The sequence below is a fragment of the Actinomyces oris genome, from assembly GCF_001553935.1.
Lineage (GTDB): Bacteria > Actinomycetota > Actinomycetes > Actinomycetales > Actinomycetaceae > Actinomyces > Actinomyces oris_A.
The window spans coordinates 2,156,372-2,175,546 of record NZ_CP014232.1 but is presented as its reverse complement, the minus strand read 5'-3'; the positions used below and the strand labels follow the sequence as shown (position 1 = coordinate 2,175,546).

Below are 19,175 nucleotides of genomic sequence, written 5' to 3'. Positions count from 1 at the left end.
CCTGCCCTGAGTGCCTCTCGGTGCCGGCTGACTGCCCTCACCGCGATGAGGGCGGGGGCCAACACCGCCCTCGGCGACCGCGACGCGGCTCGGCGACCGCAACGCCTGGAGCCGACCATGCCTACCACCCGAGCTCACCTCTGCTGGATCAGGGAGGACTCATCGATGGCGTGCCCGGTGACCCGCAGTGTCCCACCGGGGCCGAACAGCCCCAGGACCGGGAAGGGCGCTGTCACCGTCACCTCAACGATCCTCAGGTCGCCGGAGGACACCCGCGAGACGGTAACGGTGTCCACGTAGCCGCGCCTGAGGGCGGCGTCGGTCAGAACCTGCACCCGCTGGCGCGCCTCGACCTCCGTGCCCCCGACCAGTGCGGCTCGACGAGCACCGTCGCCCGCGGCGTCGGTGAGGACGTTCCGGGCGTAGACCCCCAGGGCCACCTGGAGGAGCGCCACGAACACGACGATGACGAGCGCACCGACCATGACGAAGTCGACGACGGCCGAGCCCGACTCGTTGTGCTCGCGCGGGCAGGGGCGAGCCGGCCGGGGCAGGGCGCGACCAGCCCGTTGGAGCACCCCGAGGAGGGGCACTCGTTCAGATCGCACTGGTCACCTTCGCGATGGCGTTGAGGAAGACCTCGGTCAGCGTGCTGCCGGCCACCGTCCACAGAGCCACGACGAGCCCCGCGGTCATGAGGGTCACCAGGACCCAGCCGGGGACGTCGCCGCGCTCATCGCGCAGATCGATCCGGGTCGCACCGGTGGCACGCCACGATCGAGGACCGGGGTCAGGGCGGTGGGATGTGGGAGGGATGAGGCGCTTCATGACTGCTCCTTGCTGTAGGTCGGGATTCTGGGCAAGAGGACGAAGGCTGATTGGGCTCCGCAGGTGCGGTAACACGGTGGGTGCGCTTCACACCCCCAGCCTCAGGACGAACAGTCCCGGGAAGAGGGCGAAGACGACGGTGATGGGCAGGACGAGGAAGACCACGGGGACCATTTGGGCGATCTCCCGTCTTCCGCCCTCCTCCATGAGGTCCTGGCGCGCCGCCTCACGCACGTCGGCGGCCTGGGAGCGCAGGACCTCGGCCAGTGGTGTACCGCGCTCGAGGGCCACGATGATTGCCTCGCACAGGCGGGTGACGTGGACGGAGCCGACTCGCCGCTCCATACGGTCCAGGGCTGTGGACAGGACCGTGCCGGAGCGGATGTCGGTCAGAGTGCTGCTCAGCTCGTCGACGAGGTCGCCCCGGCCCAGCGCGACGATGCGCTCGATGGCCGGCACCGGACCCTGACCGGCCCCCACCGCCAGGGCCAGCAGCTCGACGACGTCGGGCAGCTGCGCCTCGATCCGTGACAGCCGTTTCGCCACGGCCCGGCTGAGCCACCAGTCGCGGGCAGCGGCTCCGGCGACCGTGGCCATGAGGCACAGGAGGATGAGCGCGGGCACGTTGACGGAGCGGGCCAGGGCCGCCAGGCCGCCTGCAGCCACGACGAGCAGGAGCGCCGTCGCCGACCACAGGACCTGCTGGAGGCGGAACTGGTCGACCCCCAGTGACGAGCCTGATCGCGTCAGGCGACGCCGTACCGAGTCGGCTGACGACCCCAGGGTGTCCATCAGCCTGCCGAGGCTGAGAACATGTGCGGTGGAGGCCATGAGCAGGCCGGCGACGGTGCTCCCGTCGGAGGTCGGCCCTGCCGGAGCGGCCAGCAGGCCGGAGGTCGTGGGCCGGCGGTGGACGTAGGGCTCCAGGCGGGCCATGAGTGTGGGGCGGCGTCGGCGGAGGGCTGAGATGACGCTCAGGAGGCCCACGGCCCCCACCAGTCCGGCGAGTCCTCCGGTAAGCATCGCGTTCATGGGAGTCATCGCAGTGTCCTCTCCTCCTCAGGGAGCCGCCCCAGGCGCAGCATGAGCCGGTAGGCGACGACCGAGACAACTGCTCCGACCAGGAGAACGACGGCTCCGGCGGTGGTGGCGTAGGCCGCTGCTGCCTGAGGCCGGGTGGCCAGCAGTGCCAGAACCAGCCATGGGGCGGCGACCGCGACCTTGGCGCCGTTGACGGTCCAGGACTGGCGCGCCTCGAGCTCGCCTCGGGTGCGCATGTCCTCACGCAGCATCTGCGACAGGGAGCGCAGCAGCGTCCCCAGGTCGGTGCCGCCTACCTCGTGGGCCAGGCGCAGGGCCTCAACGATCCGGTCGGCGACCGGGTCGGCGAAGCGGGTCTTGAGCCGGTCCAGGGAGCTGTCGAACCGGGCGGAGGCGGCATAGTCGGTGGCGAAGGCCCGGAACTGGGGGCGGACGGCCTCCGGGCCGCGCTCACCGAGGTTGGTCAGCGCCTCCGGCAGGCTCATACCCGCACGGACGCCGGAGACGAGGGTGTCGACGGCCTCGGGCCATACCTCGCGCAGCCGGGTGCGACGGTTGCGCGCCCGCGAGGAGATGATGAGGAAGGGGATGGCCGTGAAGATGGCACTGAAGGCGAGAGCCACCGGCCAGGCTCGGGACATTCCCAGGAAGACCAGGCCGATGAGCAGCCCCAGCCCGAGCGAGCCCAGGACGAACATGGTGGGACTGGTACGGCCGGCACCGGCCTGGACCAGGATGTCGGCCAGGAGACGGGAGCGTCTCGAGCGCCACTGAGGCGGGTCGGAGGTGCAGGCCATCCAGATCAGGAGCAGCCCCACCCCGCCCAGGAGCCCGGCGACGGCACCCATCAGTAGACCTCCTGGGGGCCTGTGGGGCGGGAGCCGAGCAGGGCGGTGAGGTCATGACCGGCCCGGTTGAAGCGCTCGGCGGCGTCAGGCGCCCCGGCGCCCCGCACGAGGTTGCCGGCGGAGTCGCGGTGGAAGACGTCGGAGAGCTCGATGATGCCGTTCTCAACCCGGCCGGACAGGGCCGCGACCTCTCGCACGGTACGGCGCCCACTGCGATCCAGGTCAAGATGGACAACCAGGTCGATGGCGCTGGCGACGGTGGGGACCACGAAGTCGCTGGAAACATTCTCCCCCGCTAGAAGCGGGAGCGTACAGATCTTGATGACGGCCTCCCGAGCAGAGTTGGCATGGATGGTGCACATGGAGGGCAAGCCCGAGTTCATGGCGATGAGCAGGTCCAGGGCCTCGGCCTCGCGAACCTCTCCGATGAGGAGGCGGTCGGGGCGCATGCGCAAGGCCTCCTTGACCAGGCGCCGCAGGCTGATCTCACCGACCCCCTCGAGGTTGGGCGGCCGGGTCTGCATGGACACACAGTCCCGGTTGCGCAGGGCGAGCTCGAAGACCTCTTCGCAGGAGATGACCCGCTGGGAACCCGGGATCGCTCCGGCCAGTGCCCTGACCATCGTGGTCTTGCCAGCCTGGGTGGCGCCCGAGACCAGGATGTTGAGACCGGCCTGTACGGAGGCGTCCAGGAAGGCGGCGACCTGGCTGGTCAGCGATCCCATACGCACGAGGTCGGTGGTGCGGGAGGCACGCGAGGTGTGCTTGCGGATGTTGACCGCCCAGTGCTGGGAGGTGATGGGCGGGATGACGACGTGGAGCCGCTGTCCCCCGGCGAGCTGAGCGTCGACGAAGGGGCTGGACAGGTCCAGGCGGCGCCCGGAGGCCCGCAGCATCCGCTCGACCAGGACGGTGAGGTCCTCGCTCTCCAGGATCGTGGTGGTCAGCTCGGGGCGCCCGGAACGGGCGACGAAGACGCGGCCGGGGGCATTGACCCAGATCTCCTCAATGGACTCGTCATCAAGGTAGCCCTGGAGCGGCCCCAACCCCGCCATGGCGTCCAGCACGCGGGTGCGCGCGCCCGGAGGGTCGATGAGCGGCGGGACGAGTCCGGCGTCGGAGCGGCGCAGATAGTCCTCCTCGGCCTGGGTGACGAGCTGTTCCAGGTCGGAGGCGTCGTTGAGGGGGTCGATGCCGCGAGTGCGCACCAGCTCGCGAATCTCCGTCAGGAGAAGATCGGCAGCGTCCATGATGCCTCTCAGCGTGGGAGTCGTACGAGGGTAGGAGTGAGGATGGTGTGAGAACCGGCCTGGGGCTTTGCGCTGAGCCGTGACACACCGGCCGGTCGGTGACCATCGTCACGGATAAACTCTAGAGCACCTGGTCACGACATGGCCACCACCTCGACAGAACCTGTGGATAACGTCGACCTTCTGGCGTATTCCTCAAGCCGTTGCCCACGTCCCTGGACGTTTGCCGCCAGCGGACGGGCGCGGCTGTCCTGCGAGACATAGGACCTGTCGCCTACGGTTGGACCATGTCACAGCCTCCGCAGTCCCCGGACGCCCCCGGCACCACTGATGTCAACGGCGGTACCGACAGCCTCGCCGACGAGGTGACCTCCGACGTCGAGTGCGCTGCGGCTCACGCTGCCGATGACCACGGCAAGCTCAGCGCTCTTCCCGGTGACCAGGACGCCAACGACACTGCCGATGACGACGACGCCGACGGCTATCGCGCCCCCGTTGTCGTCGCTCCGCTGCCCGGGGCGTCATCCGGCCCTGCACGGGGCGATCAGCGTGCCTCGACGCCCCAGGTCGCCGAGGCCCCCCGCCCCCGTCACTCGGCGCTCTCCCTGGCGGCAATGGCGAGCGTCGCCGTCGGCGGCCTCAACCCGGCTCGGCTGGCGCTGCCGCAGTCCGAGACGCCGGAGCGGCACATCGTCGGTGTCATCGACACCCAGGGCCGCCACTGGGAGATCCATGAGGCCCGCACCGATGCCGTGGGCGCTTCCTTGGAGGCTGAGGCCGAGGTGCTGCGCCGCATCGGCCGGGTCGTCGACGACGGACGGCTCTCCTTCGATGTTCCTCGCGTCGCCGGGTCCCTGCGTCAGAAGGACGCCCACATTCAGGTCCGCTCCCATGTGGAGGGCAAGCCGATCCCGGTGGAGACGCTCCGGCCAGGGCCGGGGATGTCGGCGGGCCTGGGCAAGGCGCTCGGTGAGATCCACGAGCTGTCCATGACGGTGATCTCCGAGGCTGGTATGCCGGTCTACGACGCCGAGGAGGTGCGTCAGCGCTGGCTGAGCCTGCTGGACGACACCGCCGCGACGGGCAGGACTCCACCGGCGCTGCTGGGGCGCTGGGAGCAGGCCCTGGAGGACACCGCCCTGTGGCGCTTCCGCCCCACGGTGGTTCACGGGGACCTCGCTGAGGAGAACGTCCTGGTGGCCGGTGGCACGGTGGTGGCGGTGCGGGGCTGGTCCCAGGCGCATGTAGGTGACCCGGCCGAGGACCTGGCCTGGGTGTACTCCTCAGCACCGGTGGACTGCCTGGACTCCATTGAGGACGCCTACGACATCGCCCGCTCCGAGGGCGTTGACCGCCACCTGCGTGAGCGGGCCGAGCTGGTCAGTGAGCTGAGCCTGGCGCGTTGGCTGCTGCACGGGGTGCGGACCGGGGACAAGCCGGTCATCAATGACGCGGTGGCGATGCTGGAGGACCTGGCCGCCCAGGTGGGTGACGCCCCGCTAGTGGAGCCGGCCACGCCCCGGCTGGCACCGGTGCCCGGGGTTCGCGAGCCGGCTGAGCCTGACGCCATCACCAACCCGGTGGCCATGGTGCGCGTCGACGACGAGGAGAGCTGACAGGCGCGCGGCTCACGCGCCTTCAGCCCACTGTCAGGGCCGCCTGGATCTGCTCGATGCTGAGCAGGCCCTCGGCGGTGAGCTCATCGACGCGTCCTCCGGGGTAGTCGACGTAGACGTAGGCGGCCCGTACTGAGGCGGTGGGCACGCCCTGGGAGGCAGCCCAGGCGTGAACGTAGACGCTGAGCTGGTCCACGGGCACCTGTCGCCGCCCGGTCTTCCAGTCGACGATGAGCCATCCAGAACCGTCCGAGCGGCGGAAGACGGCATCCATGCGGCAGCGCAGGGTGGTGGCGCCGATGGTGATCTCCCGGTCCGTCTCGGTCTCGGCCAGGACGTAGTCCTCCAAGAGCGGCAGGTTCTCGGCGGTCTCCAGCCAGCGCTCGATGCGGTCCCGGTCCTGGGGCCCGAGGCTGTCAGGCACGCCCGCCTGCCCCAGGTCGAACAGGGTGCCGCGTGCGCTCAGGCGCTGGGCGACGGCGTCGTGGAAGACGGTTCCGAGCCGGCCGGCGGCGCGGGGCTCGGGTGGGAGTGGGCGACGCAGGTCGAGTGCGAACTGCCGGCGGTCGGCGCGCAGGTCGTCCAGGCGGGTGGCGGCCAGGTGCTCGGGCAGGCGGACGGCGGGCCCGCTGGACAGGGCCCGGGTGCGCTCGGCCAGGAGGAGTCCCGCCTCAAGTCTCCACCGCCGCACCGCCTCGTCGTCGAGCTGGGCCTGAGCGGGCACCTCCTGGGCGGGCTCGGTCCCGCCCATGGCGGCGGTGACCTGGCCGGCGGCCGCGTACCGGGCCCGCCGCACAGCGGCGAGCCGGTCGGTGACCGGGGCGTCCTCTCCCCCGGCCTCCAGGGCCTGGCTGTCCAGGGGCTCTGCTGCATCGGCGTCGGGGGGCCAGGTGCCCACCTGGGTCAGGGCGGTCAGCGGGTTGGGGCGGGACTCATCGAAGTCGACCCAACCCTCCGCGTAGGGGCGGAGGAGGTCGCGCCGCTGGAGCTCGGTGAGGAAGCGTGAGGGACGGCGGGGCTTGGAAGCGGTCTTGGACAGGTGGGAGCCGGTCAGGAGGAGCTCGTGGCGGGCCCGTGTGAAGGCCACGTAGGCCAGGCGGCGCTCCTCTCGCAGGCTCTGGCGTCCGAGGGCCTCCTTGTAGGCGCTCATCGTCTCAGTCAGGAGGGGCTTGTCCGTGACAGCCGGGTCGAGGCCCCCCACGGTGAAGGGGGGCAGGTCGCCGGCGTCGGCCCGCAGCGGGAAGGGGAAGGTGGAGGTGGAGCCCATCCAGCCGGTCTCCGCGACACGAAGGTCGTCCTTGACGGCGCTGGTGTAGGAGGGGAAGACCTGCTCGTCCATGCCGGGGACGGCAACGACGTCCCACTCCAGACCCTTGGCGGCGTGGACGGTGAGGAGCTGGACCGCCCCGGGCGAGGGCTCGACCTCGGGGGCGCTCATGGCGTCCTCGTGCTCCTCGGCGGCGTCGAGCCATTCCAAGAAGCCGGTGAGGGTGGGGGCGTCGGTGTCGGCGGCGAAGGCCCGGGCCGTCTCGTGGAAGGAGTCGAGGGCACGGTGCCCCATGGGGTGGCCGACCCGGGCGGCGATCTCGATGTCGAGGTCGAGGACCTGCTCGGCCAGGGCCACGAGGTCGGGCAGGGGCAGGGAGACGGCCTCCCGGATGCGTCGGATCGCCCGGGCGGTGCGCAAGGCAACAGCCCGCCCGGCCTCGGTCAGGTCCCGGGCCGCCGCGGACTCTTCCTGCTCTTCCTGTACTCCGTCCTCATGCCATCGCAGCAGGGCGTCCAGGGCCTCGCTGAGCAGTGGGGAGTCGGCCTCGGCCTGATCGCCGTGAGCCCCTGGTCCCTCCTTGCCGCTTTCGGTTGCGGTGCGGGTGAGCTCGCGGGCCAGCGCCGCCAGGGCCCGCAGGTCGCGGGCACCGATGCCGAAACCGGTCAGGAGCCGGACCACCCGGTCCCCGCGCTCCGGGTCCGAGGCCACGGTCAGCAGGGCGCGAACGTCGGCGACCTCGGGGACGTAGAGCATCCCGCCCAGGCCAATGATCGTGTAAGGCAGGCCGGCCTCCTCCAGCTCAGCGGCAACGGGCTCCATCTGCGCCCGAGTGCGGCACAGGACGGCCATCTCGGCACTGGGCGACCAGCGCTCGGTGAGGAAGGCGGCCACCGTGCGGGCCTCCTCGGCTGGGTCCTGGAGGAAGGCCCCGAACGCCGCCCCGGGCTCCAGGCCGAAGGCCGCGGGGCGGGCCCGCAAGGGGGCGACGGTGAGGTGCTCGCCCACCGGGTCCCCGTCCTCAACGACGCCGGAGCGCAGCGGCGCGGAGACGACGTTGGCGACCTCCAGGATGGTGGAGTCGTTGCGCCAGGAGGTCGACAGCTCCAGGACGGGGGTGGCCTCAGCCGGTGAGGTCCCGGAGTCCAGGAGGGCGGTGCCAGTGGGGTTGAAGCGCTGGTGGAAGGTGTCCAGGGCTGCTGCGCTGGCTCCTCGCCAGCCGTAGATGGCCTGGTGGGGGTCGCCGACGGCGGTCACCCCGGAGTCGGCGAAAAGGGCGGACAAGAGCCGGACCTGGGCCACCGAGGTGTCCTGGAACTCGTCGAGCAGGACCGCGGGGTACTGGGCCCGCACCTGGGCAGCGGCCTCGGGGACGGACTCAGCGATGGCGCAGGCCAGGGCGATCTGGTCACCGAAGTCGAGCAGGCCGTGGTGACGTTTGTGCGCATGCAGCTCGGCGACGACGTCGAGCAGGGCCTCCCACTCGGCCATGACGGCGGGCGCCTTGCCGACCAGGGTCTTGCAGCCCTTGATGGCGGCCAGGGCGGTGAACTGCTCGGTGAGGTCCGCCAGGTCCTTGGCGGCCTCCTCGATGGTCAGCAGGTTCTGGCTCAGGGAGTCGGCCAGGACCAGGGTGGCGCTCGCGTTGTGGCTGAGGCTCTCGTTGGGCAGCGGGAGCGTGCGAGCCTCGAGCAGTGAGGTGACGATCTGCCAGGAGCGGGCCTGGGTGATGAGGGTGGAGTCGGGGTCCACGCCGATGCGCAGTCCGTGGTCTCGCACCAGGGCGCCTGCGAAGGAGTTGTAGGTGGCGATCATCGGCTCGCCAAAGTCGGTCGCGTCAGCGGTGCCCTCCGCGCCGCTGTCGTGCTCCGGTGCGGCGACCGGGAGCAGGCCGGCCGCGCTGAGGCCGGCCAGGCGGGAGGCGACGCGCTGGTCGAGCTCGGCGGTGGCCTTGCGGGTGAAGGTCAGTCCGAGGATCTGGTCGGGGCGGACCTGCCCGGTGGCGACCAGATAGACGACTCGCTGGGCCATGGTGGCGGTCTTGCCCGAGCCGGCTCCGGCGACCACCAGCAGGGGGCTCAGCCGGTGGGCGATGACTCGCGCCTGCTCCTGGGTGGGGGTGTGGATGCTGAGCGCCTCCGCCAGGGCCTGGGGGGTGAGCCGGCGTGGACCGGTGGGGGTCATGAGACGACTCTCCTTCCCTCGACCTGCACGGGGCAGGAGTCCTTGACCCGGCAGGTACGGCAGTGCTCACCGGTGCGGGCCTCGATCTGCGGGCCCACTCCGGCCACGGCCGCGGTGGCCACAAGCTCCTCGGCCCAGTACTCCTCGCTGCTGTCGGCAGCACCGTTCGCCTCCTCGTCACCCGGTTCCTCAGCGGGCTCGCACGCGGCCTTCTCCGCAGGTTCCGGGGCGGCGGGGCTGGGGTCGAGTGCGGCACCCGGCGGAGCCAGGACATAGCCGTCCCCTGAGCGCTTGGAGGGCTCCTTGCCCAGGAGCACAAGGGCTCCGCCGACGACGTCGAGACCCTGCGACCTCAGGGCCAGCCGGTAGGTGGCCAGCTGGGGATGACGCTGGACGTCCTTGGGGACCCGCTGCCCGGTCTTGAGGTCGATGACGCGCACCGTGCCGTTCCGGTCAGGTCCGGCGGAGTCCTCCGATTCGCCTCCCGAAAGGCCACCGAAGTGCTCGAGGCGGTCGATGCGCCCGGAGATCGTGACCGGGACGGCGTTGCCGCCTTTCGTCGGTATCAGCAGGCCGGCCCGCTGACGGACCGCGGGGCTGAGGACACTCAGGGGGATGTCGACGTCGGCGCGCACCGGCTGCTCGACGTCGGCGCGCACGCCCAGGGCGTCGCAGTCAGCCAGGTAGGCGTCGAGGCGCTCGATCATGGCGCGGGCGCGGTCTGCGGCCAGGCCTCCCTGCCAGGTGGCGGGGTAGCCGAGGCCGGTCAATCGCTCCTCGAAGGCCTCGCGCAGGGCCGGACCGCGCAGGTGCTCCGTCTCCGCCCGTTCGGCAACGGCGTGGACAAGGCTGCCCAGGGCCTGGGCGTCGCTGGCGGGGGCCGATCCGCCGCTGCGGGTCAGGAACCACTTCAGGGGGCAGGCGGCCAGGCCCTCCACGTCGGAGGGGCTGACCCGTATCCGCTCGCCGGCGGCGATGAGGGGGGCGCTGGAGGTGGGGCCGGTCGCGCCGATCCAGGTGGCGGGGTCGGCGCCGGGTACGCCTTGGCGGGCGAGGTCGGCCAACAGGTCGACGGCGGCCCGGCCGCGGCGGCGCTCGGCGTCGGTGGCCGTCTCAAGGTTCCCGCAGATGGCGGCATGGCGCAGCTCCCCCACCAGGCCGCGCAGGGTGAGGTCGCCGGTGTCGGGAGTCAGGAGATGGGCGCCATCGGCGTCGGTCAGAGCGATCCCGGCGCTGCGGGCGATCTCGGTCAGGAAGGGTGAGGGGGCGTGCTCGGCGTCGGCGGTGGCGGTCAGCAGGAGGCGCCTGGAGGCGCGCGACACGGCCATGATGAGCATACGGCGCTCATCGGCGCGCACCTGCGCCCGGGCAGCGGCCACGGCGCCGCTGCCGCCGCTTCCCTCCCCCGGTGCAGCGGTGTCTGTGGTCAGGCGGCCGGTGACGGCGTCGACGAGCAGGCCGGTACGGGTCAGGGAGTCCCTCAGGCGCAGGTCCGGCCAGCGGTCCCGCTCCAGCCCGACGACCACAACAAGCTCCCACTCCTGACCCGCGCAACCCGCCGGGGTCATGACGGCCACACCCTCCGGGCGCCGCCCCTGAGGAGCCACAGAGTCCGAGGGCAGGACCTCGGCATCGAGCTCGGCCAGGAAGCTGGCGGCGTCCTGGCCCGGGTGGCGCTCGGCCCAGACCTCGGCGCGTTTAAACAGGGTGGTGACGACGTCGAGGTCGTGCTCGGCGGCCTCGGACAGGAGCATTCGCACCGAGCTTGCCGAGGGCAGCAGGGCGGTGGCGCGCCAGGCCTCGGCCCGCTCGGAGGCGTTCCAGGCGGCCCACAGCAGGGCCTCGACATCGAGCGGGGCCTCGGCCGGGGTCTGCCCGATGGCGGCACGCAGGGCCTCAAGGATCCTGGCTGCGGTGAGGAGTCGGTCCGCCTGGGCGCTCAGCGGCTGCCCGTCCAGGGACCGGGCGAAGCCGGAGGCCTGCTCAGGGTCGGCCAGCAGAGCCAGGAGGGCGGCGTCGCCGCCGGTTCGGGGCCCGGTCCCGGCGGTGGGATCGACAGTGGGACCGGGGACGGGACCGGTGGAGGTACTGGGCTCACTGGGCTCGGGCGCACTGGCGTGCGGGGTTGCAGCCGGCTGGGCCTGTCGCAGCCTGCGGCGCAGTCGGCGCAGGTCCATGGTGGTCAGCCCCACCAGGGGGCTGGTGAGGAGGTTGATGGCGGCGTCGCGCTGGGGCGGTTCACCGTGCCCGCCCAGCTGGTCGCGGATGGCGGCGCGCACGATGTCCAGGAGCGCGGCTGCGGCCGGTTCTGCGCGTAGCAGGACCGCAGGCGTGCGGGAGGCCAGGGGCACGCCTCGTCTGCGCAGGTCCCTGGCGAGGGTCTCGGCGTCGGCGGCGCTGCGAACGATGACCGCCATCTGTGACCAGGCGGTGCCGTGGTGCACGTGCTCGAGCCTGAGCGCCCGGGCGACGTGGGCGTGCTCCTGCCAGATGGAGGAGGCCAGGATGACCTCGACGCCGGCCGCCGCCTGCGGGCGCTCGGCGTCACTCGCCCCGGAGGAAGACCCTACCGAGGACCGTACTGAGGACCCGGGCGCCAGGGTCGTCTGCCGGTGGGCGGTCGTGCCGGTCACCGGGACCCGGGCACTCTGGTCGCGGATCACCGCCTCGATGGCCGGGTTGCCTCGGTAGCAAGTGGTCAGCCGCAGGCGGCTGGCTGCAAGCCCCGAGTGGTCCTCGGCGGCGACGAGCAGGCTGGGGGTGCCGCCACGGAAGGTCTCCACGGCGACGTCGGGGTCCCCCAGCACCACGACCTGCGCCCGGTGCCCGTCGGGGTCCGGGCTCGCCAGGGCCGTCAGGAGCCTGGCGGTGGCGGCCGTGCAGTCCTGGTAGTCGTCCACGAGGACGAGGTCCGGCACAGGGCGGCGGACAGTGACGGCGTCGGCGCCCCAGGAGCTCAGGGCCTCCACGGCTCGGTCCTGAAGACGAGCCGTGTCCATCTTGCGGGTCTGGGCCCTACGCTCGGCGCTGGCCCGCCCCTGAGCATCCCAGGTGCGCAGGAGCTGGGACGCGGGCCCCCAGATGGGGACATTGAGCCGGTGTCCCAGGTCGGCCAGGTCGTCGGCGCTGATGCCGAGCTCTCCGGCGCGGGCCAGGAGGTTGCGCAGCTCGGAGCGGAACGCCCGAGACCCGGTGGCCTCGGCGGGGAGCCCTGGCCAGGTGACGGTGCTGATCATCGAGGCCAGGACGGAGTCCTCCTCCGCACCGGCCAGAAGCACCGGAGGCGGCAGCGGGTCGGGCCGCATGGTCAAAGAGGTGGTCAGGATCGTCAGGGCGAGGGCTGCGGGGGTACGCACTCGGACGACGCCGTCGCCATGGCCCTCACGCAGCAGGTGAGCGGCCCGGCCGCGCAGCCAGTCGGCCCGCGCCCGGGTGGGGGCCAGCAGGACGGCGTCGCGGCCGCCAGCGACCGCCTCGGCCAGCAGCCTCAGGGCCAGAGAGGTCTTACCGGTCCCGGGCGCCCCCAGGACAACGACGTTGGAGCCCTCAGCCACGCGGTCCAGGACCCGCTGCCCATCGGCGTCGGCGGCGGGCAGCTCGACCGCCTCGGCGGGCGGTAGGAGACGGACGGGGTCCTGGGACATGGGACCATCTCACCACGGGCCACCGACAGGATCGTGCACCGTTAACGGATCGTCATCGGTGCTGAGCCCGCCACCCGGGAGCGCCGACGGCGCCCGTTCCGCGTGGCGCGAAACGCCGCGGCTCCTGGGGCGCGCGGAGGGCCGGCACGGCCGCAGCCCCCTAGTATCGAGCCAGGTTCACGCCCCTCTCCCCGATGGGCGCTGTGCCGCTCAATACGGCACACAGACGATGCGAAGGAGCCCCATGCAGGTCACGATCGGAATCAAGCACGCCAGCCGCGAGCTCTCCCTGGAGACCTCCGACTCTCAGGAGAAGGTGCTGGCCGCCGTGGCCGACGCCGAGACCAAGGCCGTCATCCTCAGCGACGACAAGGGCCGCAAGGTCTTCGTGCCGGCCGGCTCCCTGGCGTACATCGAGCTCGGTGAGGCCGAGCCCCGCCGGGTCGGCTTCGGTATCTGAGCCCTGAACCCCCGACGTCGGCGCCGCCTCCCATACTGGGAGGCGGCGCCCTTCGTTGCGCATCAAGGCCCCAGGACCCGATGACCGCTGCCGCCGTGCGCCACGCAGCTTCAACGCCCGGCGTTAGGGTGGAGTGCATGGATCGCCAGAACAGCCAGAGGGGCCTGCTCGCCCAGTGGATCGAAGAGTCCAGCCGCATCGTCTTCTTCGGCGGCGCCGGGGTCTCCACGGAGTCGGGGATCCCCGACTTCCGGGGCGCCAAGGGCTTCTACCACCAGGACCGGGAGATTCCCCTGGAGCAGGTGCTGTCCATCGACTTCTTCACCGTGCACCCGCAGGCCTACTGGGAGTGGTTCGCCCAGGAGAACGCCCGCGAGGGCGTGGCCCCCAACGCCGCGCACAGGTTCGTGGCCGACCTCGAGCGGGCCGGGAAGCTGTCGGCCGTGGTCACGCAGAACATTGACGGCCTCCACCAGCGGGCCGGCTCCGAGCGGGTCCTCGAGCTGCACGGCAACTGGTCGCGCCTGACCTGTACCGGCTGCGGCGAGCACATCACCCTGGACGACGTCGACGACGCCCGCTCCGGCGAAGTCCCCCACTGCCCCACGTGCGCCTCGGTGCTACGCCCGGACATCGTGTTCTACGGGGAGATGCTGGACAGCGACGTCATAGAGGGGGCGGTGCGGGCCATCTCGGAGGCGGACCTGCTGATCGTGGCCGGCACGAGCCTGGTCGTCTACCCGGCGGCAGGCCTCATCGACTACTACGCCGGTGAGCGCCTGGTCCTCATGAACGCGACTCCCACGCCGTATGACTCCCGTGCCGACCTCATCATCCGTGAACCGGTCGGGCAGGTCTTCGAGGAGCTGGGGCGCAGGAGCCGCCGGCCCTAGCTGATCCCCTGATCCTCGAGGTCCACGTAGCGCTCGGTTGCGTCGGACTCGCTGAGAGTGGCCGCGTAGTCGGGCACCTCGCTCTGGAGAGACCGGTCCGTGCGGCGGTAGCCCGACGACGGCAACGAGGACTTCTTCGGGAAGGTCATCTCAGGACGCTCCACGTGCTCGTAGGGGATGGACTCCAACAGGTGGTGGATCATGTTGAGGCGGGCCTTGCGCTTGTCGGCCGACTCCACGACGTGCCAGCGGGCGGAGTCGATGTCCGTGTGGACGAACATCTCGTCCTTGGCCCGCGAGTAGTCCTCCCAGCGGGGCAGGGCCTCCAGGTCGGTGGGTGAGAGCTTCCAGCGCCGCATGGGGTCGGTCATCCGCGACTTGAAGCGCTTGTACTGCTCCTTCTGAGGGACGGAGAACCAGTACTTGCGCAGCAGGATGCCGTCGTCGACAAGCATCCTCTCGAAGACCGGGCACTGCTGGAGGAAGCGCCGGTGCTCCTCCGGGGTGCAGTAACCCATGACGTGCTCGACGCCGCCGCGGTTGTACCAGGAACGGTCGAACAGGCAGATCTCGCCGGCGGCGGGCAGGTGCGCAATGTAGCGCTGGAAGTACCACTGGGTGCGCTCACGCTCAGTGGGGACGGGAAGCGCGACCACGCGCGCGATACGCGGGTTGAGGTACTCGGTGATGCGTTTGATCGCCCCACCCTTGCCGGCCGCGTCACGGCCCTCGAAGATAACGACGACGCGGGCTCCCGTGGCCCTGACCCACTCCTGCATCTCGACCAGCTCCGCCTGCAGCCTCAGCAGCTCTGCCTCGTACAGGGAACGGTCCATGGTGGGGTGCTTCTTTGCCATACTTGAGTTTCGCACAGATCCCACGCGGGCGCGCAGGCAACCGCGAACGTGTTCATGAGGGAGATACGGGCACTACCCAGCCACGCGCCCGCAGTCATGCCAGTCCGGGGAGTCGCATCACGCCGAGCCTGCTGGGAGCTACCGTCACTCGTAGTGGGTCCACATTCTCAGGACATGGATGGTCCTCTCGTCGGTGTGCACCTCGTAGACGAGTCGATGCTGGATAGTGATACGCCGCGAGTAGCAGCCCGATAGATCCCCGACCAGCTTTTCGTAACGAGGCGGTTTGACGAAGGGATTCTCCCGCATGAGGTTGAGGAGCTTCTCGGTTTTAGGCTTGAGTCCCGCCGCGGCGAGTTTCTTCGCGTCCTTCTGTGCCTGACGTGAGAACACGATTCGCCACGAGCTCACCAGTCGAGTTCTTCCGAGCCCGCCTCGATGCCTTCACGTCGGGCGTTCCGGATCGAGTCCATCATGCCCGGGACGGACTCCAGGTAGAGCGTCTCCTGGATCGCCCTCCAGTCCTCCTCCCCCACCAAGACGGCATTGCCGCGTTGGCCGGTGATGACCAGCGGCTCGGAGTCTTCGTTGACCTGATCGATGAGCCGATACAACTGAGAACGAGCGGTCGTCACTGGAATCGTAGACACACAGCAAGCGTACGTTATAACGTACGCCCCCTCAAGGCTGCTGCCTCTCTTCGGTCGGACGGCCGGACAGACAAGAGCAGAGGAGCCCGGTCCTGGGAAGGACCGGGCTCCTCTGGAGTGGTAGCGGGGACAGGATTCGAACCTGCGACCTCCGGGTTATGAGCCCGGCGAGCTACCGAACTGCTCCACCCCGCGTCGGTGAAACCAACCCTAGGGGGCGTCCCACCCTTGAGGCAAATGACGAGGGCGTGCCCTTGCTCACCGCCCGGTGAGGCGGGTCGCAGGGCACGCCCTCAGGAGCGGCCGAGAGTGGGCTCAGCCCACCTTCTTCTGGGCCTCAACGGCCCGGTTGACGGCTTCGTTGAGGCGCCTCTGCGCATCACCGTATGCCGACCAGTCGCCCTTGCTCCTGGCGTTGTCCGCGTCAGTCATCGCGGTCTGAGCATCGGAGAGCGCCTGATTGAGCTCCGCCTTCGGATCCGAGGTTCCCGAGGCCGACGGGGTGGCGGAGGAACTGGAGGACGCGCTGGCCGAGGCCGAGGGGGACGCGCTGGCTGAAGCCGTGGGCGTGGCGCTCGGGCTCGCCGACGCCTTGGCTCCGCCATCCGCCGTCGGGTCCTTACCGTCGGTCGTCTCATTGGTGTCATTGGCCGCGGCGGCATCGCCGTCGATGGCCTCCTGACCCGTGGTCGCCCCGGAGTTACCGCCGAAGACCTGGTCGAGCGCCCCCGAGAGGGTGTCGGCGAATCCGACGTTGTCCCCGAAGGAGACCAGCACCTTGCGCAGCAGCGGGTACTGAGTTCCCGACGACGACTGCACGTAGACGGGCTGGACGTAGAGCAGTCCGCCTCCCACGGGCAGCGTCAGCAGGTTGCCCTTGATGACCTGGGATCCCTCCTGGGACAGGAGGTTGAGCTCCTTGGAGATCTCCGGGTTGGAGTCGAAGATGTTCTGCACCTGCCCCGGCCCGGCCACGTTCGAGGAACGCGGCAGCTCCAGGAGTCTCAGCTTGCCGTAGCTCGGACTGCGTTCCCCCTTCTTCCCGGTGCCGGGAGAGGTCTCGGAGTCCACGGCGAGGAAGCCGGTGAGCACGTTGCGGTTGGTGTTTCCGCCGATGATGTAGGCGCTGGACAGGGAGAAGCTCGCCTGGTCCTGCCCGGGCATCTTGAGGGTCAGGTAGTAGGGGGCCTGCTGGTCCTGACCGGGCGTGGTCGGGTCATCCGGGATCTTCCAGAAGTCTCCACCGGAGTAGAACTCCGCGGCGTCGTTGACGTGATAGGTCGCCATCATGGTGCGCTGGACATTGAACAGGTCCTCGGGGTAGCGCATGTGGGCGATGAGGTCGGCGCTCATCTGGCTCATGGGCGTGACTGTCCCGGGGAAGACCTTCTGCCAGGCCTTGAGGATCGGGTCCTTGTCATCCCACTGGTAGAGCTTGACCGACCCGTCATAGGCGTCCACGACGGCCTTGACGGAGTTGCGCACGTAGTTGGACTCCTCCGGCGCCCGCAGAAGTCCGCCCTTGTTGTCGGCGGTCGCCGTCGCTTTGGCCAGGGACTCGTGCTGGGCGTAGGGGTAGTTGTTCGTCGTGGTGTAGCCGTCGACGATCCACACGACCCGCTTGGGAGTGGCCGGGTTGTCATCGTGATCGACAACGGCCGGGTAGGGACTGTTGTCCAGGGTCAGCCAGGGGGCCACCTTGGCGACTCGCTTGGCCGGGTCCCGGTCGTAGAGGATCTGGGAGCCCTCGCGCACCTCCTGGGAGAAGAGGATGTTGGCCTCCCGGAACTTGGTGGCGTAGAGCAGGCGGTTGAACGGGTTGGACACGCTCGGCCCGCCGTTTCCGGCGAAGGTGGTGTTGACCTGACCGGTTTTGGACTCGTCATCGGGGTAGTCCAGCTCGCGCGGCGAGCCGTTGTCCTTGCCGCCCACAATGGAGTAGGACGGCGAGGACTGACCGAAGTAGATCCGGGGCTCGTACTCGCCCAGGTCCCCCTTGGAGGGGATGCCTCCCTCCCAGAAGGAGGGGTAGCCGCGGGTGGCCACCGTGTTGCCGTAGGCGTTCACGACGCCGTATCCGTGGGTGTAGACGGTGTGCTCGTTGACCCAGGTCTGCTGCTGCTCGCCCAGGCCGGACAGGTTGAGCTCACGCACCGCGATGACCGTGTCCCGGCTGGAGGAGCCCACCTTGTAGCGGTCCACGTTGAGCCGGTTCGCGAAGGAGTAGTACTGCTTGTTCTGCTGGACCTGCTGGAAGGTCGGGGAGATGAGCCCGGGGTCCAGGAGCCGGATCGAGGTGGTGGACTCCGCGTCCTTCTCCAGCTGGCCGGCCGCCGCCTTCGTCGTGGCGTCGTAGTTGGTGGTCTCCACGTTCTCCAGGCCATAGGCGGCCTTGGTGGCGTTGATATTGCGCTGGATGTACTCGGCCTCCTGGCGCTGGGCGTTGGGGTCGACGATGAACTTCTGGATGACCAGCGGGTAGGCGGTCCCCACCACCAGGGAGGAGACGATCATGACGGCCACACCGATGATCGGCAGGCGCCAGGAGCTGGAGCGCACCGAGGCGATGAAGAGGATCGCCACGGCCAGTCCGATGGCCGCGAGGATCGCATTGGCGGGGATGACCGCGTTGACGTCGGTGTAGTTGGCGCCGTCGAACTTGGAGTTGGAGGCGTACAGGGCGCTGTAACGCCCCAGCCAGTAGCCCACGGCCCGGATGACGGCGTACAGCGCCAGGAAGACTGCCAGGTGCATGCGGGCGGCCTTGGTGAAGTGGGGCTTGCGCACCACGGAGATACCGCCGTACAGGTAGTGGACGACGATGGACGTCACCCCGGAGAACAGGACGACGCCGGCCAGGAAGGACACGAGCGTCAGCACCGCCGGCAGGATGAAGACGTAGAAGGAGATGTCGATCCCGAACTGGGGGTCCTTGACCCCGAAGGACTGGGAGTTCAAGGCCAGCAGAATCTCCCGCCAGCTGGGGGCCAGCTCCCAGGCCGAGCCGAACAGTGCCAGCACTGCCGGAACCGCCCAGGTCAGCCGACGTCGCATGGGTTCGATGACGGAGCGGTAGGCCTCGAGGTTACGCGAGGCCTCGTCGTCGGGCATCCCAATCTCCCGGGCACGGTAGGCCCTGGTCATCGAGACGAAGACGGCCCCGAACATGATGGCAAATCCCGCCAGGAAGAGGACGATGAGGGCGATCCACTGCGTCCACAGCACACGGGCGTACCCGATCTGACTGAACCAGAGGACCTCGGTCCACACCTGCGACAGGATGCCGATGGCCACGGCGATGGCCACGATGATCGAGATCGTCATGGCCAGCGGACCGGGACGGCCACCACCCGTCCTGCTGCGCGGCGCGTGGGGAGGACGGGGCCCTCCCCCGCCCATGCGTCCAAGGCCGAACAGTCCGGCTAAGTTGTCAGGCTTCCCCTGCCGGGACGAGCCAGTGGACTTGCTCGAGGACTCCTCGGGGGGTGAGTCCGGGGACTCGTCATCGGGCCTGGTGCTCACGATCCTGCTCCCTGTCTGACGTTCGTGGTGACGCCGCCTCGCACACGGTGAAACTCGCACACGGTGAAACATGGCGTCATCGGCCGGAGGGGCCGCTCGGGCCATCGTCCCACAG

14 protein-coding genes and 1 tRNA gene are annotated in these 19,175 nt (G+C 70.1%); 3 read left to right on the top strand and 12 right to left on the bottom strand.

The window, feature by feature from the left end; translation table 11 throughout:
* Positions 1-134: 134 nt before the first annotated feature.
* The 5 genes from AXE84_RS08720 to AXE84_RS08700 form a co-directional block, all read right to left on the bottom strand.
* Positions 135-608, bottom strand: coding sequence for a TadE family protein (locus AXE84_RS08720; RefSeq protein WP_060957603.1), 474 nt, complete (start codon positions 606-608; stop codon positions 135-137).
* Positions 598-828 (bottom strand): hypothetical protein, encoded by a 231-nt coding sequence (locus AXE84_RS08715; RefSeq protein WP_060957602.1) that lies wholly within the window; start codon positions 826-828, stop codon positions 598-600. Before AXE84_RS08715 ends, AXE84_RS08720 begins: the two co-directional genes overlap by 11 nt.
* An 87-nt stretch (positions 829-915) precedes the next feature.
* Positions 916-1,869, bottom strand: a complete 954-nt coding sequence (locus tag AXE84_RS08710) for a type II secretion system F family protein (RefSeq protein WP_060957601.1) — start codon at positions 1,867-1,869, stop codon at positions 916-918.
* Positions 1,866-2,717, bottom strand: coding sequence for a type II secretion system F family protein (locus AXE84_RS08705; protein ID WP_060957600.1), 852 nt, complete (start codon positions 2,715-2,717; stop codon positions 1,866-1,868). Before AXE84_RS08705 ends, AXE84_RS08710 begins: the two co-directional genes overlap by 4 nt.
* Entirely contained in the window at positions 2,717-3,967 is a 1,251-nt protein-coding gene (locus AXE84_RS08700; protein WP_060957599.1) for a CpaF family protein, read from the bottom strand. Before AXE84_RS08700 ends, AXE84_RS08705 begins: the two co-directional genes overlap by 1 nt.
* A 287-nt stretch (positions 3,968-4,254) precedes the next feature.
* On the opposite strand from AXE84_RS08700, the gene AXE84_RS08695 reads away from it, so the two are divergent.
* Positions 4,255-5,583 carry a phosphotransferase gene (locus AXE84_RS08695; RefSeq protein WP_060957598.1) on the top strand — a complete coding sequence of 443 codons (1,329 nt, stop codon included), beginning with the start codon at positions 4,255-4,257 and terminating at the stop codon, positions 5,581-5,583.
* A gap of 22 nt (positions 5,584-5,605) precedes the next feature.
* On the opposite strand, the gene AXE84_RS08690 is transcribed toward AXE84_RS08695, so the two are convergent.
* Both AXE84_RS08690 and AXE84_RS08685 read right to left on the bottom strand, forming a co-directional pair.
* Positions 5,606-9,034, bottom strand: coding sequence for an ATP-dependent DNA helicase (locus AXE84_RS08690; protein ID WP_060957597.1), 3,429 nt, complete (start codon positions 9,032-9,034; stop codon positions 5,606-5,608).
* Positions 9,031-12,678: a UrvD/REP family ATP-dependent DNA helicase gene (locus tag AXE84_RS08685; protein WP_060957596.1), complete on the bottom strand. Its 3,648-nt coding sequence runs from the start codon at positions 12,676-12,678 to the stop codon at positions 9,031-9,033. Before AXE84_RS08685 ends, AXE84_RS08690 begins: the two co-directional genes overlap by 4 nt.
* 244 nt (positions 12,679-12,922) lie before the next feature.
* Between AXE84_RS08685 and AXE84_RS08680 the strand changes: the two genes are divergently transcribed.
* Both AXE84_RS08680 and AXE84_RS08675 read left to right on the top strand, forming a co-directional pair.
* On the top strand, positions 12,923-13,138 hold the full coding sequence (locus AXE84_RS08680; protein ID WP_009407243.1) for a DUF3107 domain-containing protein: 216 nt from the start codon (positions 12,923-12,925) through the stop codon (positions 13,136-13,138).
* Between the two features lie 137 nt (positions 13,139-13,275).
* A complete protein-coding gene (locus AXE84_RS08675) occupies positions 13,276-14,031 on the top strand; it encodes an NAD-dependent protein deacylase (RefSeq protein ID WP_060957595.1) in 756 nt (251 codons plus the stop codon).
* Here AXE84_RS08675 and ppk2 read toward each other — a convergent pair.
* The 5 genes from ppk2 to AXE84_RS08650 all read right to left on the bottom strand — a co-directional run bounded on the left by ppk2 (position 14,028) and on the right by AXE84_RS08650 (position 19,060).
* On the bottom strand, positions 14,028-14,867 hold the full coding sequence (gene ppk2, locus AXE84_RS08670) for a polyphosphate kinase 2 (RefSeq protein WP_060957594.1): 840 nt from the start codon (positions 14,865-14,867) through the stop codon (positions 14,028-14,030). The two genes, AXE84_RS08675 and ppk2, sit on opposite strands and share 4 nt — an antisense overlap.
* Positions 14,868-15,032: 165 nt before the next feature.
* A complete protein-coding gene (locus AXE84_RS08665) occupies positions 15,033-15,299 on the bottom strand; it encodes a Txe/YoeB family addiction module toxin (protein WP_081093133.1) in 267 nt (88 codons plus the stop codon).
* A complete protein-coding gene (locus AXE84_RS08660) occupies positions 15,296-15,538 on the bottom strand; it encodes a type II toxin-antitoxin system Phd/YefM family antitoxin (protein WP_029316340.1) in 243 nt (80 codons plus the stop codon). The genes AXE84_RS08665 and AXE84_RS08660 overlap by 4 nt, the downstream gene beginning before the upstream one ends.
* A 118-nt stretch (positions 15,539-15,656) precedes the next feature.
* Positions 15,657-15,733: transfer RNA gene (locus AXE84_RS08655), tRNA-Met, on the bottom strand.
* Positions 15,734-15,853: 120 nt separating this feature from the next.
* Positions 15,854-19,060 (bottom strand): UPF0182 family protein, encoded by a 3,207-nt coding sequence (locus AXE84_RS08650; protein ID WP_060957592.1) that lies wholly within the window; start codon positions 19,058-19,060, stop codon positions 15,854-15,856.
* Between the last annotated feature and the right edge of the window lie 115 nt (positions 19,061-19,175).

Coding starts and splice junctions, on each gene's coding strand:
- AXE84_RS08695 (WP_060957598.1), top strand. CDS start 4,255: ATGTCACAGCCTCCGCAGTCCCCGGACGCCCCCGGCACCACTGATGTC.
- ppk2 (WP_060957594.1), bottom strand. CDS start 14,867: ATGGACCGTTCCCTGTACGAGGCAGAGCTGCTGAGGCTGCAGGCGGAG.
- AXE84_RS08685 (WP_060957596.1), bottom strand. CDS start 12,678: ATGTCCCAGGACCCCGTCCGTCTCCTACCGCCCGCCGAGGCGGTCGAG.
- AXE84_RS08710 (WP_060957601.1), bottom strand. CDS start 1,869: ATGACTCCCATGAACGCGATGCTTACCGGAGGACTCGCCGGACTGGTG.
- AXE84_RS08700 (WP_060957599.1), bottom strand. CDS start 3,967: ATGGACGCTGCCGATCTTCTCCTGACGGAGATTCGCGAGCTGGTGCGC.
- AXE84_RS08680 (WP_009407243.1), top strand. CDS start 12,923: ATGCAGGTCACGATCGGAATCAAGCACGCCAGCCGCGAGCTCTCCCTG.
- AXE84_RS08675 (WP_060957595.1), top strand. CDS start 13,276: ATGGATCGCCAGAACAGCCAGAGGGGCCTGCTCGCCCAGTGGATCGAA.
- AXE84_RS08715 (WP_060957602.1), bottom strand. CDS start 828: ATGAAGCGCCTCATCCCTCCCACATCCCACCGCCCTGACCCCGGTCCT.
- AXE84_RS08705 (WP_060957600.1), bottom strand. CDS start 2,717: ATGGGTGCCGTCGCCGGGCTCCTGGGCGGGGTGGGGCTGCTCCTGATC.
- AXE84_RS08690 (WP_060957597.1), bottom strand. CDS start 9,034: ATGACCCCCACCGGTCCACGCCGGCTCACCCCCCAGGCCCTGGCGGAG.